A 20,164-nucleotide genomic window follows, 5' to 3' on the forward strand; every position below is an offset into this window, starting at 1 on the left:
AGCTGTTAGGCCGGTCGAATCACTTTCGTCTCGATCAATGCGTACAGATGATCACGTAAACTGGAGGGGACATGGCCGCCAGTGAGCAGAAGCCCTGCCTCCATGTTCTTTTCGAGTGCGTGTCCAGTGAGGTTGGCGCTCGTCACGAATGCAACGACACCATCAGCAACGGCCACCTTCGCGTGAACTCGACCGTTGGTGAACGGATGCGGCCGGTCGGTCCAAACATACAATTTGGCCGAAGGAACGGCGTTTCTCATCGTCGATACCGGATCGACGAGTAAGCTGCCGCCTTGGGTCACAGAGGCTTCGACGAGAATTCGAGTGTCGACTCCTCGAGCGATGGCCGAGTTGATCGCGGCTATGATCGATGCAACATCATAGGCGACGAAGCTCACGATAAAGAGTTCCTTCGTCACCCTTTGGATTACGTCCAGGAGCACCTGTTCGGTTCGACGGGGGGCAACGAATGGTGTCGTCGGTCCAGTCCAGACGAGCTCGACATCGCATTCTTGCTGCATGCGCTGCCGGGTATGGGCGGCAGCCAGCAGCATTCCGGCCACGACGTCTCCGGACAACGCAGTACCCCGCCAGGCTGTCACGAACGATTCCAGGGCCGCACGGGCAGCCGGTGTGCCGACGATTTGCTGAAGCTCTTGTTCCCGAACCGATGGAGAAGCGCGTCGCAGCCGCGATGCGATCGCTTCGATCTTCGCGGGTGACAACAAGGCAGCCAACGCCGCGACCGCGTCCAGGAGCGATCCCATCACGAGTTCCGGAAAAACGCGGCGCTTGAGTTTTCGAGCGTTGGAACCACCAGAGCCCGGTCGAGATGCCGATTGCCTCGCTCGCAGGACGTCTCCGACACGAAGGAGCAAGCATGGCAGGCCGCCCCGTGCAGCGATTGATCCTTGTTGGGGTCATGCTCGGAGCACAGGGGATCCGAGGCGCAAACGTGGGCTCGGTCCAAGGCTTGGCGAAGGAGCCGTCCGAGGTTCTCCGGCTTGCCCAATTCGACCAAACCGCCGAGCGTTCCGTCGGAATCGGCCGCCGCCGTGTAGATGAGGAACCCGGCTTGATCTTTCTCTTCGTCGATTTCCGCGTAGATCCTTTCGCGGATGCTGGCCGCGTTATACCCGCATTCGAGAGCCAGCTCTCTGATCAGCATGTGCGCCAAGGTGTGCAGCAACACATAGCGCACGCCGGGATAGCCTTCTCTCGGATCGAGATTCCGTTTTTGACGCCACCCTCGATGTCCCATGCGTAAGCGAGCGTCGACGTCCTTGACCGCATTCTCGTCGGCCCATGATTTCAGCGCATCGGCATCGAAGCGAATGAAGATGCCTTCGCCGTGGACCTGTGTCGCCGGTACCCAATCGGGAGCTGAACGTCCGAGCGGAGCCCTCGGCGCCGCATCGTCACCCGATCCCTCGTCCGGGGACTCGACGCGGGTGAAACCGAGCAGAGCATTCACTTCGCGCAGCCGCTCCAACAGCAAGACGCGCGTGATCGCCGTTTCGAAGCCCTTCGGAATCCCGACCTTCTTGCTCATGAAATGGGGATAGTCGGTGGGCGGATCGTCTGCGATCAGAACCTGCCATTCCGGCTCTTTGAGGTCGCTTTGTCCGACATCCGCCCCTCCGCTTCGGTGGGCTTGGATGGCCGACCAAATCTGATCGTTGGAGAATTGGTCGATACCAGGAAGCTGCGCCGTCTTTTTGAGGGTCTTGACGACGAAACCAACCTCATCGGCCGACGAGACATCCTCGAAGAACGTCCAGCCGTCGCCGACGAGTTGTGCGAGAGGACTGCCCGTCTTGGGGATGGCGAGGACCGACAACGTGATGGGAAACCAGCCATTGGTCGCGCCGAGCAGAATCGCTCGCGGGTCTTCCGGGCAATCTTCGTCGAAACGATCAATGTGCGGATGCCTGCCGCGGCACGCGGGCAGATTGTCCCTGCCAGCCTGACCAAAGGCTTGAGCCATGTTCTTCGACGCGCCGCAGGCGTCGCACTTCACCCAGAGGTTCTCTGTTTGAAGCGATGCGCCACTTTCGAAGAACCGTAGGGTCCCGCGACAGTCGGAGGGGCCGCCATGAACGAACCAATGCCACGGAAAATCGTCCAGATGTCCGGCGCGGCAAGCCGTCAGGAAGCGGGCCGGCACGGCGTCGGCGTCACGGGCTCGCTGATCGTTGTTCGAGCCCCGGCATCCCTCATGGACGAAGCGGGTCAACTCCGGGCGGTATCGGTTTTCTTTCAGCTTGAACAAACCGGCATCGAACGGCGACAACAGCCCGCATTTCACGCAGCGCAACCATCTGGGAAACGGCTTCACTGGAACGCCGATAAGGGCGGCCGGAGAGAACGGGTCGACGACGTCGCGCTCGCCGATCGGCGGCATTCGCAGTGATTCTACCTGAGGCCCGAGAACGCTGCGGACGTTCGCCAACAGGCGCGCCTCCTGTATGGGCTGGCATCTATCCCTCTCCCATCGGTCGATCCCCATGGTGACGACCGAGAGATTGGGCAAATCGACCAACGCGCCAGGACCGTAGGTCCACAGAAGCTGGCTCGGACGGACTTCCCCGACGGGCGTCTTGCTCATGTGTCACTCCCATCCGTTGGGGTGACGCGGGCTCGCCAGGTTGGATCGCTCGTCGAGCGCGAGTCCTCCATCACCAGCCTCACGCCGGGTTCGACCTCACGCATCGACATCGGGACGGTCCAATCCGTCCACGGCTTCACGCCTGGAGCTTCCAACAGGGGATACGCGGTCGGGCCTGCCCCATACTTCTGATAGACGAGCGTCCGGCCTCCGACGCCCGCCTCTTTGGCCCAATCGTCTGCGCGCTGCTTCAATTCCTGCTCGGTCAGCGATTTCTTGGCAGAGTCCTCGGTGACTTCCCATGTCCGCTCGGCCACGACACCGATCGTTGTCAACATCTCTGGTCGGCTCGGGCTGTTCATCGCCCCCGCCCCGGTGTTCGGGGCGAACGGGTCGTACATGTTGCGCATGATCGACAGCATTGCCCCCGTGAGGCCACGGTCCAACGCCCGCGGTGAGAACGGCGTCACGGATTGCGCTTCGACGTGCTGATAGAAGGTCGCGTGGTAGTGCTCGAACGTCTCGTAGTGGGAGAGGTCGCGCGGACGCGCCCAGGTGAGGACGGTGGCGACCAAGCCCGGCGGCGTGCGGCCGACGCGGCTGGTCGCCTGGATATACTCGGCCGTTCCCTTCGGTTGACCGTTGACGACCATCACGCCGAGGCGGTTCACGTCGACTCCGACCGAGAGCATGTTGGTGGCCAGCACGACGTCGATCGGGCGCGGGTCGCCCGGAGCCCGGTTCTCGATCCATTTCCCCGTCGCGGGGTCGAACGTCCCGTTGAAGGGGATTTCGAGCTGATCGAGATAGCGCGGGATGTCGTGACTTGAGACACGGGACGTCAGTTCGCGGACGTCGTCGACTCGCCGCTGCGACAAGCCTGGCCGATCGACGAGGCTCATGGCCACGCGGAAGGATCGCGTCTGAACGTCGTCTTCAGCGAGGCGCTTCATTCCGCCCAGCTCGCGCAGCGAATTGAAGTAGCCGACCAGCGTCATGTAGGGGTCGGCGACCGGACCGAAGCGGTCGAAGAGAGCCTGCGCTGCGGTAAGGAAGGCCGTGTACGTCCGGATCAGTACCGCCGGGCGAGAGCTGCCGGGCGCGCATATGCCCATGTAGCGGCGGCCGGGCTTCCCTTCGATGCACCGCTGGACGGAGAAGAAGTTGTCCTCGACGTCGAGACCGGATGGCGGAAAGACCGAAATCCTCCGCATGAACACGTTGCGCACCTGATCTTCGGCGCGCCGGACGGTCGCGGTGGACGCCACGACCTTCGGCCGAACCTTGGTGTCACCGAGGGGCCAGGTGCTCAGCTCGTCGACGGCGCTCTCATAGAGGCCGACCATGGTGCCGAGCGGGCCGCTGATGAGGTGGAACTCGTCCTGGATGACGAGATCGGGAGGCCGCAGAGCGGCTCGCACCGGCTTCACCTTCGCTGCGGGATAAGCACCTCGCGCGCGATGGCCCGTGCCGCAATCGTGCCCCGGCCAGAGCAAGCCGTGACGCTCGCATTCTTCCTCGACCCGGCCGAAGAGGGTTCGGACTTCCGGTCGCCAGGCCATCATGGCGAACTTGTCGACGGTCGCGATCATCATCGTCGGGGGGCGATGGTAGATTTCCTCGTCGACCACCTTCACGGGCAATCCGGGGTGGGCGAGCCCGCTGGAGCCAGCTCGCGAGAATTCGCAGGTGCCGAGCTTGTCTCCGCAATGGATGAGGGTCCGGCCGAGGATTCTGTCGACCTCGATGTCGCGGCCTGCGGAGATCTCCGAGCCGCACCAAGGACAGCTCGTCAATTGCGCAGGCGACGCGATGCCAACGCGATTTCGATCACCGTTGCGCAGTGCTTCGATCGCCTGGTGGGCGTCTTCTGTCCGGCCCGGCGTCACTCTGTTGCCGACCCACAATCCGAGCGAGAACGGCTCCTTACCCCAGGTGTTCTCGTCCCGGCGACGGATCACTTCCATCGCGCACAACAGGGCAGTCGCACGCTGGAATTGCTGCAACGTAAGGAGACGCAGCGTGTAGCGCATAATGACGGCGAGGCCGCGCGAGGCGTCGAGGCCGCCGAGGTCGTTCTTCAGGCGACGCATCGCCATGGCGAAGGCGGCGACGCCAAGATAGGCTTCGGTCTTACCGCCACCCGTCGGAAACCACAGCAAGTCGGCGAAGGCTTCCACGGGCTTCGTTCGATCGGGATTCGCCGGGTCCGCGAGCGAGGGCACCGACAAGAGGAGGAAGGCCAACTGGAAGGGCCGCCAGGATCGGTTCCTCGGGATGTCGATCTGCGAGACATCGGCGGCCTCGCCCCGCCGGCGCTTGAGGGCATAGAGGCTCCGCACACGCTGTAGCGCCATGGACCTGTTGGCGAAGCGAAAGGCCGTCAACGCCGCGTCGTCGGAAAAGAGCGTGTTCATCCCTTCGCGAAGGCGGCGCAGGGTTTCTTCGCATCGGACGATCACGTCCCGGCCCGGATCGTCGAAACCCGTGATCTCGCCCTTCAGCCGCGCCCGCTGCTCCTTGATCCAGACGGCATAGTCGTCGACCAGGCACGACAGAGCATCCCGCAACTGCTGCGGCTCCATCTCGGCGAGGCGGCCCATGTCGAGCCAACCCTTGTCGACCATCCTGCGCATGGCCGGACGGTCGCCGGGGTCGAGGCCCGGCGTCTCCGTGACGGCCACCTCGTAGCGCGGGACGATTTCCGTTCGGACGCGCCAAGCCTTTGCGGAATCTTCCGGTGTCGCGTCGGCGTGGACCGACACGCCATGGCCGACGGCGAATTCCAGCCGATTGCGGTAGATCAGCGCCAAGCGATCACGTTCGGGATCGTCGACGACGATTTCATTGGAGGGGCGCCGCCTGAAGATCGCCTTGTCCGCGGCGCCGTTCGGCGCCGTCGCGGCGATCTCCGGCTGAAACAGCCAGGCGCGATCCTTGTTGTCCTCGGGCTCCAATTGGCCGTTCACCAGGAACAGGGTGACGAGGCGCTCTCCCTGATCGTTGGTCCGGACGGTCCCTTGCAGCCTGACGTCGGGCTGGTCGCGATCTGGAGTCGACGGCTTTATCGGCCCATCCTTCAGCGGCAGGGGGACGACGCCGCCGCACGGGATGCGTCGCCACACCTTGACCTTCGTCTCTTCCTCTTTCCCGGTCGCCCGATTCCTCCGGGTCTTGACCACGTCGTGTTCGTCACTCGGGACGCGCTCGTAACGCCCCCACCGAACCTCGACCGCGAGCGAGTCCATGCCCTGCGCGACGCAGAAAGTGAGCCCCAGGCTGGAGGGCACGAGCGATTGATTGTTCGTGGTGTCGATCTCGTCGAGGGCGTCATCCTCGGGCTCTACGCGGCCGGAAGCGCTCGCGAATTCGGCGCCAGGTTCGTGGATGGGCGCGGTTCGTTCATCCTCGATGTCGCCGATCTCATCGGCGGCAGCCGCTGGCTCGACGAGGATGGTCTCGCCATCGTCTGGCCGGCGGGGTGCGAGTTTCCCGACCAGATAGCGGTCGCGAACGCTCATATCCTTGATTAGCTCGTGCGGCCCGCCGGCAGGGCCGAGAAGATCATCACGGACAGCCACTTCGAGCAGATCGCGCACATAGGCGACGTTCTGGATGAGCGGAACGGCATCGATGTCGGAAATCCCGACCGCCTTCGCTGCGCGCAGGAAATCATCCCAAGGAAGGCGGTTGATCGGTCCGGTGGGGGCAGTGAGACCCAATCCGCTCAACGGTGTCGGCGACACGACGACGTGGAGCTTGTCGAAATAGAGCGTGGTAGCTTCGAGGTCGGTGCGGATGCGGAGGATGCGCCCAATGCGTTTCAGGGCTCCGGCCGCGTCCACGACGACCACCCAGTGGCCGGGAGCGATGGCGCCGCCAATGCGATCACCGTCGAGCCGAACGACGAACGGGCCGAGCGACGTCGCGTCCTTGGCGAGCCATGCCTGTGCGTTCGGTGCGGTGGTCGTCGTCATGCGTGGATTTCCATCTCTTTACAGCTCCACTCGCGAGAAGTGCGGGTACAGCCGGTAGAATTTCTTGAACACGTCGACGGGGTCGACACCCAGCTTGGACTCGATGACCTTCGCGAGGTCGAACCCGAGCTTATTGTGCGCGTTGTTGTTCGACTCCATCGTGAGTCGTTCCAGCGAGGACAGCGCAGGCAGCTCGATTCGGTGGGGCTCGTCGGGAGTTGAGTAGAACTCCCATCCCTCGATCAACTTCTCGGTGGCCGTGTCTTCTCGAGAGACCACGATCAGAGTCGCCGTCACCATTGGCTGATCATCGGCGTAGTGCGTCGCCAGTGCCCAGACGATCTGGCGGTCGGTGAAGCTCAGAGCCTGCTTCTCGACGGCCAGCTTCAGCACCTGGAGAAGTGTCGGGCCATACTTCTTGTGCATCATGGCGTCGGCGGTCAGCCCGGCGGGCACGAGCGTACCCAGCCGCTGCTTGAACTGCTCAAGGCGCCACTCGGCCTTCGTCGGCTTCTGGGCTCGGTCGGCAGAGACGTCGCCATCGACCTCGACGGAAAGGTCCTTCCCGGACGGCTCCTCTCCACCGCTGCCGAGCGAAGTCGGGTTGCCGTTGAGCGTCACGCGCAGGACGCTTCCGACCGGCACTGTCCCGACAGTCGCAGCGAAGCGCTGGATCTGGGAGGCGATGCCCTTGGGCGCGGTGTAGTCGAACCAGATGATGGCCGGCGTCGTGAAGGTCGTCTGGTCGAGGAACTTCTCGAGGGTCGAGTGGACGCACTTGATGGCGGCCACGGGGCGGTTGAACCGCTGTCGCTTATGGACCTCCTCCTCGGACTCGATGCAGGTCAGCTTGCCGATGGTGCGGCGCTTCTTCTTGCTACCGATCCCGATGCGAGAATGCACGAGGCGGAAGTCTTCGAGGAACGGGCCACCAAGGCTCACGTAGTGGTACTTCTCGAGCCCGAGCCTCGGGGCGAGGCGCATCAACAGCGAGAGGAACAGCTCTCGGTCGACCGCCTTATTCGGCCGAAGCCGGTATGGTAGTGAAGACCCACTCATCGATCAGGCCCCCTTCTTGTTGGCCTTCACGAGTTGGATCTCGAAGCACTTGTCGCCGACGATGCCGGGCTTCTCGTTCGCGTCGTCGAAGAGCATCGTCGACACTGCCCGCACCTCTTCCGCAGAGCGCGAGAAGACGATGCGACGGGCCGACGGCGTGCTGCCCTTCGGCTCGGGCAGCGCGCCCTTCACCTTGCGCGGATCGAACTCCAGAGCGTCGCTGCCCTTCTTGCTGGTCACGCGCGGAGAGACCGCTTCGATCGCCTTGCTCAGCGACATCGGCTTGGCGTCGGACCAGTGGCTCGCTTGGTCTTCGCGCGGGTGGTTCTTCCACTGGTTCGTGTACGAGATCCAAACCCGCATGCCCTCCTTCATCTTGACGAGGGACTCGAGCCAGACGTTCGATGACGTGTCGAGCGCGCGCTTCGTGGTCGTGACAGGCAGCTTCTTCGCGTCCTTGGCCCGGAACTCGATGATGCCTGTGATGACGATGAACTGGTCGTGGTAGAGCGGGATGCCGTCGCCCCAGCCCGTCAGGCGGTTCTTGTCACCGACGATGACCGCGCGGTCGTTGCAGAGTACGGTCCATCCCGCGGTCGCGGAGTTGCGCTGGCCTGCGAAGTCGCCGTCTTCGTCATCATCGTCAGAGTCGTATTGGCGGCTAGTGTTCAGGCCGACGGTTATGGAGACGAGCACTCCGTCGATCGTTTTCTGGTAGACGTAGGGTGCTGGGCCGTCCTTGCGCATGGAGACGAGCACCTCGACGTGAACGGGCTTCACCGCCTTACCATTGATCTCGATCTTGAGGCCGCGCTGCAGGAACATCGTGAAGTGGTGGGAGATCGCGGTCTCCACCTCGTTCACGAACGCGGCGTTGGAGAAGTGTTTGGCGACGCCCGGGTAGAGATCCTTGACCACGATCGTGGTGCCGGGCTTCGAGAGCTTCTCGCTGGCACTGCTCGGAACCTTGATCGGTAACTCGCTCCACTCCTTATCGTCGAGCCACTTCGAGTCGATGTGAACCTCGAAGGTGTCGTTGCCATGCCGCGTCTTCACGAGCGCATCGGTGCCCATCTTGAAGAGCGCACGCTTCATGCCGACGCCGTACATGCCGATCGTCTCGGTATCTGCGTCGCGCTGGTCGTCGGCGTCGCGACCCATCTTGAACGCATATTTGATGGCAACGTCGCGAGGGATGCCGCCGCAGTTGTCCTCAATGGAGAACTGGTCCTTCGAGAGCTTAATCCTGACGTAGTGCTTCGCATATTCGACGTCGTTGCCGTTCGCGAGGCGCAGCGCGCCGTCGAGGCAGTTGTCGATCAGGTCGAGGATCGCGTCATCGAGGCTGATGTCGCGGGTCAGCATGGACACGAAGAACTGCTTGGTGGGCACCGCTTTCGCGGTGTCGTTGCTGAGCTTCATTTGCTCGTCCTCCATGTACCGGCCATCTTCGCGGGCGCATCGACGAGGTCGAGCGCGCCTTGGCTAGTGGGCGTCGCCTTCCTCGGGCTCTTTGGCGCACGCAGCTTCGTCGCAGGCGTGGCGGCTTGCTCATCCTCGTAGCGCTGACGGTTCAGCTCAGCGAACCGTCGAAGCACCTCGGCGCGCGCAGCATCGGAAATCGTGAAGCGAACGCGGTCATTCTCCGCGAGGTTCGGTTGCTCGTGGTAGCCGTGCCCGAGGTCGAGATCGCCCCACCCGTAGGCGCGCATGACGGCGGCGTCGATCTCGCGGTGCATCTCGCGTAACCGCACGATGTGTGCGTCGACGTCTTCCTCGTCGTGGAAGCGATTGTAGAGCTTCGTGAGACCGATCGGATTAGCCGGATCGGTCATCACCTGTCGTCGTGATTGCAGGTAGTCACGACCAATCTGATCGAAGGGAATGATGTCTGAAGACTTCAAGAAGGGAAAAGTTTCGACCGCGTCGGATGGCGAGAAATTCAGATCGAGCTTCATTCGGGAGGACTGTTTCCATACCCACGCATCGACCGGAGACGAATTGAAAATCGCCGCGTAGGCATAAGGCTCTGTCACAGCAAAAACGACACACTTCTCGTGAAAGATGACGTCATTTGGAACCACCGACGGATTGAAATATTTTCCGACGCGCCCAGCCACAAGAATATTTTCAAGAGGGCGGGCTTGCGCATCCCAACCTTTGGGATGCTGTTTGAAGTGATGTCCGCGACCGATGGCATGATACAGCTCCGATCTCGCCCGAAGATACAGCCACCACTTTTCTCGTGCGCCCTTGTCGTTATTGGCAAGGCGTTCCGATTTTACATTTTCCTCTAAATATTCATATGGCAAATTATAAGATCTTGCCTCCGTTTCCGGCCAGTCCCAGAAATCGATCGCCCATCGAGTAGCCTTTTGCTCCGGAACTGATTTTAGGTCGTCTCCGTCAAGATAAGGTAGGATCACCTCGGCATTTCTAGAGTCGGCATCTAGCATCCGTTGTGCTTCTTCGGGCGAAAGTACGAATCCCAAGCCGAGCACGATCGAGCCTTGATAGGTAGTGCCCTCGTTAATTTTGAGCCGCTTTGGACTCCATTCTTCACGATCGGACAAAAAAGCTGAAACGAAGGAAGTGGGCCGACCAAGTAACGAGCGGACCCCTCGCCACTCGCCCTTATGAACATGCACCCGGCTGGTGACGACCGCCGCCTTTCCGGGCCAGGGCTCATTCGGATAGGCGGCATGGATTACTGCACTTCCGCTGATCATTGCTTCCAAACCAACCTGTCGCGTGTCGCCTTCCGCGATGGTGTTGACTGCAAGCAACCCGAATCCACCTCCGTCGCGGAGGAGCGAATAAGCGCGTAAGAAGAAATACGCGACCAGATCGGCCGATCCCCGTCGTCCTTCGGCAATCTGCTCCACGAGCCAATCCCGATAGACGGTGCCCGCAACGCCGGTGATCCGCTGTCCGCCTAAAAATGGCGGATTGCCAGTAAAAGCATCGAACCCACCGTTGTCCCGCAAGAAGACTTCCGGGAATTCAAGCGGCCAATGAAGCGGACGTCGGGGAACACCGTCAGGCGCATCGCTTGCAAGGTCGACCTGTCTTTGCCGCAGCAAGCGGGTCCGCGCATTCGCGTCACCGCCAGCAGCTTCGTCGGCGGTGGACGCTAGCGACGTAATTCTCACGGCACGGTCATCGGCGAGGACAATGCCAACAAGGGCATCGGCAATCAGTCCCGGCAGGGCCAGTTCATTGCGCGATTGAGCGTCGAGCGCGGCCATCGCCTCGACATCACCGATGTCGCGGATTGGGATCGAACGAAGCCGACTGCGAAGTTCGAGCGCCTTATCGACGGCCGATCGGATGGTCCGGCCGAAAAGGCGAAGCTGGGCTTTGCCCTTTGGCTTCATGTCCAGCTCGATGAGCTGCCCGAGATCATGGATGCCGAGAAGGCTGTCGCCACTCCGCAGATTGTGATCGAGGAAGCCGAAAGGCCGCCCCTTGGCGAGCGTGGTCAGCCAGAGCGACAGCTTGGCGAGTTCGACCGCGAGCGGGTTCTTGTCGACGCCATAGAGGCAGCGCTCGGCGATCAGGCGACGCGCCAGGATGGCGCGTTCCTCGGTGTCGCGCGACAGCGGCTCGAATCCCGTGGCGTCATCCGCCACGCGAATGTAGCCCTCGTCGTCGATCCGGCCGCCACCCGCTTCGACATCGGACCAAGCCTCGACCATCCGGTCGGCGAGCCACCGGCAAGCCTGCACGAGGAATGCGCCAGAGCCCATCGCGGGGTCGCAGATCTTGAGGTCGAGGAGTTCGTCGGCGCTCTTGAGCTTCCAATCCTCGCGTGCCGTGCCTTCGGCCGGGCCCCGATAGACGATCGGGGTCAGCGTCTCCTCGACGATCTTTTTGGTCAGACTTTTGGGCGTGTAGTGCGTCCCACTCTCGCGCCGGTCGGCGCCGAGGACGACGACGAAGGCGCCGGCGTGATGGACCAGAGGGTATCCCCACGGGTCCGTTCGCAGGAGTTCGGCAAAGGGCAGGATGCGGTCGCGCAGGGCCACGTCGCCACGGCAGACGGTGAGCAGCCGCGCGGCGACGCGCTCATCCAGTTCTCGGCCGATAGCGTTGCGAATGGCCGGCTCGGAGCGCTCGCTCCGCTCTTTCAGGAGTTCGATGATCCTGGCGGCGCCGTCGAGGCGCGCGGATTCGATCTCGCCGAGCGCGACGCGCGCATTCTTGGCCTTGGCCGATCCTTCGAGTTCGAGCGTCACGTCATCGACGCGCTGGACCGTCCGTTCGAGGAGGCCTTCATAGACGTGACCGATCTGTTCCACGTCGAGCGCGCGATAGGACAGCGTGCGCCCCTCGAAGGTCTGGATCGCTTCCAGCAGGAGGAGGACCGTCCGATCGTCGATCGGCAGCGGCTCCGCTGGGTCGCTCCGCCAACTCGTCCCTTTCTTGCGCCCTTCGAGGAACGGGTAGCGGTCCGGATCGAAGAGTGATCCGCCCATCGCCGGGAGCCGAAGCACCGGATGATCGATTCCGCCATAGACGCCACGAAACAGCGCGAGCAGCCGTGACCACGCCGAACGTCGACGTTCGAGAATCTCCTCGGAGTCGGCGCGCAACTGCATGCGCAGGCTGGAGAGCGCGTAGAACGAATCGTATCTGGGATCGCCGAGGAGAAGCAGGCCGCGTTCTTCCGCCGCGAGGAGGAAGACGAGCCGCATCATGACCGTCAGTCCGGCCTCGTAGAGTTCCTTCGGATCGACGTCGTGCAAGAGATCCCGGTTGCGATCCTGATCGGCGCGGTCGAGAGACTGGACCAGGACTTCGACCGCACGGCGGACCTGCTCGCCGAGTGCGTCGGTCACATCGTCCTGGTGCTTCAGCGATCGTTCGAACAACGCCGGTAGCCTTTCGGCTTCCGGGCCGAAGAACCGACGAACCCCGAGCAGGCTGACGAAGGCGCGGAGCGTTTCGGGCTCCTGGCCCCACAGGCGGGCATACCAACTGGCGAAGCTCGCGACAGCGCCGGCCGGCGCATGAACCAGCATCCAGCGTTCGCCGTTGGTCACGAGACCGACCGGGCATCCGGCGGCGCGAAGCACCGACACCATGCGGTCGCCCGGGGTCGTAGCCAGACCGTCGTAGTTCCGGGTGGCGTCGAGATCGGTGTCGGGATCATAGAGCTGGACGAGCAGGAGCGGGTCGTCGCCCAGGGTCGGATTGACGATCGCCAGGTCGGGTGCGATCGTGACGCCGTGCTCCGGGAGCGACACCTTCAGCCGCTCCGGAAATGTCGCCGCCCGGCGCAAAACCTGATCGTCCACCTCCAGGGCGCTTTGGAGAACCTCGTCGATCCACGCCGAATGTATCGCCGGCATATCGGGATCGTCCGCATCGACGGCGTCACGCCATTCGTCGTAGGCGGCGCGGAGCCGTTGAGGTCGGCCGGAGGTGAGGGCTTCCAAGCCTTGGGGAAGCACCTCCCGAAGCACGGGCACCGCGAGGAACGGCCCCGACACCTCGATGAGGTTGAGCCAATCGTGGTTGGCGCTCATGTGGTCCGCTCCGTCGTCAGCGAGTCGGGCACGAGCAGGACGACGGCCACGGGAAAGGTGTGATCCCGGACATTGGAGTATCTGTTCTCGATGGCGCGCACCTCTTGCTCCCGCTCCAGCGGAATGCGGGCGAGGCGTGCTTCCAGAGCGGCATGATCGCGTCGTAGCTGGGTGCGCTCATCTTCGGAGAAGAGCGAGAGCTGTTGCGGCTCGCGGTCGGCGACGAGTTCGGCCCGCAGAGCCTTGTCGAGATCGTCGAGCACCTGGCGGATGTCGTCGCTCTCCTTTTCCCGGCGGGTGTCGATCGAGTTGGACAGGAAGCGCAGGCGATCTTTGGAACGCGCCTCGACCGCAGCCAGGACGGAGTCGCGCTGCTTGTCGAAGCGGGTGCGCAGCGCCGCGAAGGTCGTATCCGGAAGCGCCGCTGGTTTGGATTCCTGGAGCCACCGACGCAACTCTGTGACGCGCTCCTCGCGGCGGAAGCCCGCGTCGCGCAGATAGCCGCCGGCCTCGGTGAGTTCCTCGTGCAGGCGATGGTGACTGCCGCCCGTGATCACCAAGCGGGAAACGACGACGACGGTCGGAGCTTCCAAGCGACCGTCGGGAAGCGACCGGGCGGTGACGCGATGGATCTTCTTTACGTCGTCGCGCGCCCAGATCTCGGCGCGGAGCAGGCGCAAACTCATCTGAACGAGGCGGTGATTGAGATGCACCAGCACGACGTCGTCGCGCCCCTTCGCCACGTCGTGATCGAAGGTGATCGGTCGAACCTTCTTTGTATAAGGATGCTCGAGACCTTCGAGGCATCGCGACCATGAACCCGACAGCGCCGGCATCCTGAAGACCGATCCATCGAGAGCCCCCGGAAGGGAAACGGGCTCCAGGTCCGGTTTGTCCGATAGGCGCAGAGCCGTCCTCACCGACCTTTCGACATGGTCGGGCGCAAGATTTTGCTCTCGTTTGGTCTCGGCGAGGCGTTCATGAAGCTTCGCGATGCGTTCCCGGAGATCGCGCTCCGCTCTGACGAAGCGGCGAGACTTTTCCATGCGGGCTTCGGCGAGCCGGGTATCCAGGTCGCGCCGGCGCCCCTCGATCAGGTCCGGCAACTGAGGGGCGATGACCGGATTGACGCTGCCCATGTCGGCCCGCATGGCATTGAGCTTGCGCAGGGCACGCAGAATGTCCTCGCCGTGGTCTCCCTCATCGTCGACCGGGTGCCAAATGACCACCTCGCCGGAGCGCTGACCGTGCCGGTCGATGCGGCCGTTCCGCTGCTCCATCACGTTGGGATTGTAAGGAATCTCCAAGTGGATCATCAGATGGCAGTGGTTTTGGAGGTCGATGCCTTCCGAAGCGGCATCGGTCGCCAGGAGGATTCTGACTGGCGATTCCTTGGGGCTGGCCTGGAACGCGGCCTTCACGGTTTCGCGTTCGTCGTAATCCATCCCGCCATAGATCAACGCCAGCCGGTCGCCACCGAAGCCGTGGGCAGCAAGGATCTGGTGCATCCACTGCTGTGTCGTCCGGTATTCGGTGAAGAGTATGACGCGCTCGTCTGTCCACTGGCCATCGACCTGGAGATGCTTGGCAAGCCACTCCAGGATGGCGCGAGCCTTGGAGTCCTCTTTGTGTGACGCTTGCTGAGCCCAGGATCGCAAACGCTGGAGCATCAGCCTTTCTCGCTCGTCGGGCGGGCGGGCGTGCTTGCTGGCTTCGCCAATCGCCTCTTCTTCCGCCATCTCGCGCTGGGCATCGTCGGCGTAGTCTTCCTCCGCCTTCGAGATGGCCCGGCGGAGGATGCGCTCATCCAACTTTCGTTGGCCGCGGTCGGCCGCGATGCGCCCTTCGATGGTCGCGACGTGCCGTTCCAGCGTGGTCGCGAACGCCGCGGGTGACGACGACAGGCGCTTGCGCAGCAATTGATGGACGAAGCGATCGACGGCTCGTGCGCCTTTTTCCCCCCGCTCCCGGCTGGATATGTAGTCCCCGAGAAGATGACGGATGTCTCGCTCGTCCTCGGCGTAGTTGACACCGAGGGCTTCGAGGCGCCGTACCGGATAGAGTCGATTGCCGCTCGCGTCGACGAGGTCGCTCTTCAGCCGCCGCACCATGACTCGGGCGCGCTGAGGCTCGCTCGGCAGGACGTTTCTGGCGAACCGTTGATCGTCGAGGAGTTCGAGCAGAGCGGTGAACGATTCGGTGTAGCCATCGTGCGGCGTGGCGGTCAGGAACAGCTTGTGCTGGAAATGGGGTGCGAGAAGGCGGACCAGCCGCGTCCTGAGGCTCTCGACGGCATAGTGTCCGACCGTTGGCGCGACGTTGTGCGCCTCGTCGATTACCAAGAGATCGAATTTGCGGGGATGTGTGACCGAGGGCGGCAAGGCATCACGAAACAGGCGCAGGCCTTCACCCTGCTTCGCCCAATCCATCGAGGTGATCAGGAGAGGGAACGACGTCCACGGGTTGGCGTGCAGCCCTCGCTCGCGTCGCAGATGCTTGACGAACTCGGTATCCACGATCCGAAAATCGAGGCCGAATTTTTCTTGCATCTCCGCGCGCCACTTTTCTTGCAGCGACGCTGGGCACAACACCAGCACTGTACGGGCACGGTGGCGGAGGAGCATCTCTTGGACCACGAGACCGGCTTCGATCGTCTTGCCGAGACCGACGTCGTCGGCGATGAGCAGGCTCGTGCGAGCCATGTCGATCGCGCGCACTAGCGGGTCGAGCTGGAAATCCTCGATGCTGACGCCACTACGGAAGGGCGCTTGCAAGTACGCTCTGTCTGCGTTGGTGGCCGCTCCCCATTGGACGGCGTCGAGAAACGCTTGCAGCGTGTCTGGATCGTCCAAACCCGTGATACGCGGCAGGCCGGCGCGCTCAATGACATGAGCGCCGGGTTCCAATTCCCACAAAACCTCGATTTCCTCGCCGAGGGCATCCTCGTCGATCGAAGCCAACCGAATGAGGTGGCGTTTGGGCAGACCAGGGGCGACCGAGCCGTCCTCCACTTCAGAAACGATCCATTGACGCCGGCGAGCTTCCACCAACTGGCCGGGCTCGGGGATGGTGTGATGCGCTATCTGTGCGGCCGCGCTGCCAGCCCCCCTGACGATCACCGCGCACTCTCCCCGGCACGAACGATGTCTTCGATGCGTTCGGCCGCATCACCAGCGCTTTCGTGAGACCAAACACGGACGACCCGCCAACCCGAAGCCCGGAGGCGTTGATCGGTGTCCGCGTCGCGAGCCCGGTTGGTTTCGATCTTGTCGCGCCAGAATTGCGCGTTGCTCTTCGGCCAGGAGGCGTGTTGCGGGCAACCGTGCCAGAAGCAACCATCGACGAAGATGGCCACCCGGGCGCTCGAAAATACGATGTCTGCGACTCGACGCGGCTTCGTCAGTAGCGGGACGTGCAAGCGATAGCGCAGCCCTCTGGCGTGCAGCGCCTTACGTAAGGAAAGTTCGGCGTCGGTGCCCTTCTGCCGCACTCGAGCCATTCGGTGGCTCGCTTCATGCGACGAGGGGCTTACGCGCGACATCCGCGATGCCTCCCTGCTTTTGGCCCTCCCGATCGGCCTTGATGCCGAGGTGAGCCGAAATGCTCTGTCCGATCGCCTCGCCGAGGACGACGGGCACAGCATTGCCGATCATTCGGCCGAGAACCTTGAAATGGGTGGGACTGCCCTCCGGCACGAAGGCATAGTCCTTCGGGAACCCTTGCAGGATGGCGCCCTCTCGCAAGGAGATACCCCGATCCTGTTCGGGATGACCGAACCGACCGTTGCCGAAACCATAGAACTGCGTCGTGATCGTCGGAGCAGGGTCGTCCCAGGTCATGCGCCCGTAGACGCCAGGATAGGTGCGGCCGGTTTCCTTGCGATGGCATTCTGCGACCAGCCGTTTGGGCCAGTCGCGCCACGTCCCGCCGGGGCGGGAGGCACGGATGCGCTCTAGGTTGAGATCCGAAAGCCTGGACGACATATGGAATGCGTCGCTTTTGTGAGCGCTGCCGGCTTCAATGGCGGGTAGCTTTCCGATCGCGTCTTTGACGGTCCGCGGCTTTTCGTGCGTCGGCGCGATCAGCTCAATCGGACCGATCAGGCTCGCCAATATGACCATCCGCCGCCTAGTTTGCGGCAAGCCATATTGGGTGCAATCGACGACGCCTTGCCAGACGTTGTAACCCAGCCGACGCAGAGTGGCGACGAAGTCGTCGAACACCGCGTGCTTTTCGACCAGAGGCACGTTTTCCATGGTCACGACGTCCGGCCGGACTGACTTTATGAGGCGCGCGAACTGGTACAGCAGGGGCCAGCGCGGACTCGTCAACGTGTCGTAGCGTTGGGAATAGGTCGAGAATGGCTGACAGGGCGCGCAACCGGCTAAAATCCGGATCTCGGCATCACCATAGAGCTTCTTTAGGTCCGCCGGTTTTACGTTCTTGATGTCTTTGGCGATGAAGCGCGAGCTGTTGTTGGTTTCGAACGGGTAGCGGCAAGCCGCATCGACATCAATGCCTGCGACGACCAGGATGCCCGCTTGGATCAGGCCATGCGTCAGACCGCCCGCGCCACAAAACAAGTCGATGCACGCCACTCTACTCATTGCTTCCCCTTCGTGGCGCGCTTTTCTCGACCTTTTGCATCACTCACCGCATGCTCATCGCCCTCGTCGGATGCTTTACCGGCCCTGACCCATGAATCGACCTCGTCCGACTTGAACTTCCAAAGCCTTCCGACCTTGTGGGCCGGCATGTCCCTCTTGGTTATCCAGCCGTAGATCGTGTCTTTGCTCACTCCCAGATAGCCGGCGATTTCCTCGACGGACATCCAGCGATCGGACATGAATCGCCCTTTCTTCCGCCGACACAGACGACGGGATTATTCCACCGAAACCGGGCTGAGTAAAGCGGGTTTGGTCTGATTTAGGCCGATCTAAGCGGAGAATTGCGAATTGTGCGAGGAGCGGCGAGGCGGATCATTCCTTGCGCTGGTGGCTAGGATTCCCACAGAACCTCGGTGGCGAGGTATTCCCATAGAACCGTCCGCACCCTAAGGCCCCCGGACGCGTCCACGGAATACCGATAGGTGCCGGGCTGAACTATCACCCAGCCGTCCAACAGGTCGGCGCCGGTCACGAGGCGGGACATCATGCGGCTCCCAACCTCTGGCCATACGGCCAAACCTGGGCCTTCGCCCGCGCTCTCGAAGTCCGAGCGCTGTTCGGAAGACATGCTTTCGAGTGGAGTGGTCCAGACGTGGATGGGGGCATTGAGCATAGGCTCCCCCCATTCAAAGTAAGCGTGTCCGCGAGCGTTCTTCACCACCACTCGGTTGAGGCGCTCCACGTCCGGCTTCCACAGGAATCGCTTCTCACCTCCCACAGTCGTGTATTCGGTCCGCGATCGCTCGATCAGAGTGCGCAGCCTGGGACTCGCTGCCAACGCGCGGGCGGCGCTCGCATTCGATTGTTGCTCGGGCGCGCTGGAGCCGGAGAGGACGCAGCTCAGAAACGTCACCGCGTATTGTTCATCCCGCGAGACGCTGGTGTTGCATTCCTTGCAAATCGCGACGACCGGCAAGTGGTGCGGGCGCGGCTTCGACAGCAGGCTTTTCGACGGAACATGGTCGTCGCTCGTGTCAAGGCCAACGAGCGATCGCGCGCAGTGAATGCACCACGATTTCTGTCGATCGTCGACGAACTCTTCGGTTCGCTCCATGGAGCATTCACTCTCTTGTCGATGCGTTGGTGAAGCCGACCGGCCGAACTCTCGGCCCGGTTTCGTGCTCAGGCTGGGTTCCGAAGCTCATGGGCAGAGATTTAACGAGTGGAGTCCGGGGCCGGCAAGGCAGCGTCCCGTCCGTAGCTGAGTCCAGCCTTGCGCGAGAGTGAGATAGTTCTGTTCCGATGCGGTGGACACCATGTGGACACCACGGCGGAAAAGCGAAAGGCCGCCTCGCGGCGGCCTTCTCGTAACGCTCTGATTTCCTTAGAGGAAATTGGAGCGGGCGAAGGGATTCGAACCCTCGACCCCAACCTTGGCAAGGTTGTGCTCTACCCCTGAGCTACGCCCGCATCGTGTCGGTGAACGGCGGTTTAGGGGAAAGCGGGGGGGCTGGCAAGGGGGTAAAATTCATCTGGGGCGTTTTTTGTCGTTCGTCCGCATCGGCGCTTGTGGGACGGGAGGCGGGCGACAATGTTATGGGGTATCATGGTGATGCCGTTGGGCGCGCCGGTCGGGTGACCGGGCCCGGGGACGGCCGGGCGTGGCCGGGGGCGGGCAGCGGCGGATCACCAGTCAGGCAAGCAGGATCGGGTTTCATGGAGTACATCATCGGTCAGTCCCGCACAGGACGAGGTGGCGCCGCGGCGGACGCCGTTGGCGGCCTGGTGGACGAATCGGGCGTGCCGACGGCCGCCGCCGTGGGCGCCGCCGGGGGAGGCGGCGATGCCGGATTGATCGTCGATGGCACCCAGGACAGTTTCATGCAGGACGTGCTGGAAGCCAGCCGCAGCCTGCCGGTGCTGGTCGATTTCTGGGCGTCCTGGTGCGGTCCGTGCCGCCAACTGACCCCGGTGCTGGAGAAGATCGTCCGCTCGGCCGGCGGGCGGGTGAAGCTGGTGAAGATCGACATCGACGCCAATCGCGCGCTGGCCCAGCAACTGACGCAGGTCGGGCTGCCGTTGCAGTCGATTCCCCTGGTGGCGGCCTTCTGGAAAGGGCAGATCCTGGATCTGTTCCAGGGGGCCCTGCCGGAGAGCGAGATCCGGCGCTTCGTCGAGGGGCTGTTGAAGGAAGCGGGCGGGGGCGGCATGCCGTCGGCCGACCTGATCGCCGCCGCCCGGGCCGCGCTGGAGGCCAACAGCGCCGAGGAGGCGGCCGGCCTGTTTTCCCAGACCATCGAGATCGAGCCCGAAAACCCCGCGGCCTGGGGTGGGCTGGCGCGCGCGCTGATCCTGATGGGCGACGAGGACGCCGCCGAGGGC

At 63.0% G+C, this 20,164-nt stretch carries 12 protein-coding genes and 1 tRNA gene; 1 reads left to right on the plus strand and 12 read right to left on the minus strand.

What is annotated here, in order from left to right:
• Positions 1-5: 5 nt before the first annotated feature.
• The 12 genes from drmC to HUK84_RS01425 all read right to left on the minus strand — a co-directional run bounded on the left by drmC (position 6) and on the right by HUK84_RS01425 (position 19,252).
• Positions 6-767 carry a DISARM system phospholipase D-like protein DrmC gene (gene drmC / locus HUK84_RS01370; protein ID WP_176638607.1) on the minus strand — a complete coding sequence of 254 codons (762 nt, stop codon included), beginning with the start codon at positions 765-767 and terminating at the stop codon, positions 6-8.
• A complete protein-coding gene (gene drmB, locus HUK84_RS01375; protein ID WP_176638608.1) occupies positions 767-2,608 on the minus strand; it encodes a DUF1998 domain-containing protein in 1,842 nt (613 codons plus the stop codon). Before drmB ends, drmC begins: the two co-directional genes overlap by 1 nt.
• On the minus strand, positions 2,605-6,585 hold the full coding sequence (drmA, locus tag HUK84_RS01380; protein ID WP_176638609.1) for a DISARM system helicase DrmA: 3,981 nt from the start codon (positions 6,583-6,585) through the stop codon (positions 2,605-2,607). The genes drmB and drmA overlap by 4 nt, the downstream gene beginning before the upstream one ends.
• An 18-nt stretch (positions 6,586-6,603) precedes the next feature.
• Positions 6,604-7,644, minus strand: coding sequence for an O-methyltransferase (locus HUK84_RS01385; protein WP_176638610.1), 1,041 nt, complete (start codon positions 7,642-7,644; stop codon positions 6,604-6,606).
• Between the two features lie 3 nt (positions 7,645-7,647).
• Positions 7,648-9,066 carry an ATP-binding protein gene (locus HUK84_RS01390; protein ID WP_176638611.1) on the minus strand — a complete coding sequence of 473 codons (1,419 nt, stop codon included), beginning with the start codon at positions 9,064-9,066 and terminating at the stop codon, positions 7,648-7,650.
• Positions 9,063-13,175 carry an Eco57I restriction-modification methylase domain-containing protein gene (locus HUK84_RS01395; RefSeq protein WP_176638612.1) on the minus strand — a complete coding sequence of 1,371 codons (4,113 nt, stop codon included), beginning with the start codon at positions 13,173-13,175 and terminating at the stop codon, positions 9,063-9,065. Before HUK84_RS01395 ends, HUK84_RS01390 begins: the two co-directional genes overlap by 4 nt.
• Positions 13,172-16,294, minus strand: coding sequence for a DISARM system SNF2-like helicase DrmD (gene drmD, locus HUK84_RS01400; RefSeq protein ID WP_317135210.1), 3,123 nt, complete (start codon positions 16,292-16,294; stop codon positions 13,172-13,174). Before drmD ends, HUK84_RS01395 begins: the two co-directional genes overlap by 4 nt.
• Complete coding sequence (locus tag HUK84_RS01405) at positions 16,291-16,716, minus strand: very short patch repair endonuclease (RefSeq protein ID WP_218064133.1); 426 nt, start codon at positions 16,714-16,716, stop codon at positions 16,291-16,293. Before HUK84_RS01405 ends, drmD begins: the two co-directional genes overlap by 4 nt.
• The gene (locus HUK84_RS01410) at positions 16,688-17,773 is read right to left on the minus strand and encodes a DNA cytosine methyltransferase (protein ID WP_317135211.1); all 1,086 of its coding nucleotides are present in this window, start codon (positions 17,771-17,773) and stop codon (positions 16,688-16,690) included. Before HUK84_RS01410 ends, HUK84_RS01405 begins: the two co-directional genes overlap by 29 nt.
• 5 nt (positions 17,774-17,778) lie before the next feature.
• A complete protein-coding gene (mads1, locus tag HUK84_RS01415) occupies positions 17,779-18,021 on the minus strand; it encodes a methylation-associated defense system helix-turn-helix domain-containing protein MAD1 (protein WP_176638615.1) in 243 nt (80 codons plus the stop codon).
• Positions 18,022-18,173: 152 nt separating this feature from the next.
• Positions 18,174-18,896 carry a hypothetical protein gene (locus HUK84_RS01420; protein ID WP_176638616.1) on the minus strand — a complete coding sequence of 241 codons (723 nt, stop codon included), beginning with the start codon at positions 18,894-18,896 and terminating at the stop codon, positions 18,174-18,176.
• Positions 18,897-19,177: 281 nt separating this feature from the next.
• A tRNA-Gly gene (locus HUK84_RS01425) sits at positions 19,178-19,252 on the minus strand.
• Positions 19,253-19,498: 246 nt separating this feature from the next.
• Here HUK84_RS01425 and HUK84_RS01430 point away from each other — a divergent pair.
• Positions 19,499-20,164, plus strand: a 666-nt coding sequence (locus HUK84_RS01430) for a thioredoxin domain-containing protein (RefSeq protein WP_176638617.1), incomplete at its 3' end; no start/stop codon positions are given.

This window comes from Nguyenibacter vanlangensis (genome assembly GCF_013376155.1).
GTDB lineage: Bacteria > Pseudomonadota > Alphaproteobacteria > Acetobacterales > Acetobacteraceae > Gluconacetobacter > Gluconacetobacter vanlangensis.

Bases quoted from the DNA above. Each gene is read 5' to 3' on its own strand.
- HUK84_RS01405 (WP_218064133.1), bottom strand. From the start codon at position 16,716: ATGTCGCGCGTAAGCCCCTCGTCGCATGAAGCGAGCCACCGAATGGCT.
- drmC (WP_176638607.1), bottom strand. From the start codon at position 767: ATGGGATCGCTCCTGGACGCGGTCGCGGCGTTGGCTGCCTTGTTGTCA.
- HUK84_RS01385 (WP_176638610.1), bottom strand. From the start codon at position 7,644: ATGAGTGGGTCTTCACTACCATACCGGCTTCGGCCGAATAAGGCGGTC.
- HUK84_RS01395 (WP_176638612.1), bottom strand. From the start codon at position 13,175: ATGAGCGCCAACCACGATTGGCTCAACCTCATCGAGGTGTCGGGGCCG.
- HUK84_RS01390 (WP_176638611.1), bottom strand. From the start codon at position 9,066: ATGAAGCTCAGCAACGACACCGCGAAAGCGGTGCCCACCAAGCAGTTC.
- HUK84_RS01420 (WP_176638616.1), bottom strand. From the start codon at position 18,896: ATGGAGCGAACCGAAGAGTTCGTCGACGATCGACAGAAATCGTGGTGC.
- drmB (WP_176638608.1), bottom strand. From the start codon at position 2,608: ATGAGCAAGACGCCCGTCGGGGAAGTCCGTCCGAGCCAGCTTCTGTGG.
- mads1 (WP_176638615.1), bottom strand. From the start codon at position 18,021: ATGTCCGATCGCTGGATGTCCGTCGAGGAAATCGCCGGCTATCTGGGA.
- drmA (WP_176638609.1), bottom strand. From the start codon at position 6,585: ATGACGACGACCACCGCACCGAACGCACAGGCATGGCTCGCCAAGGAC.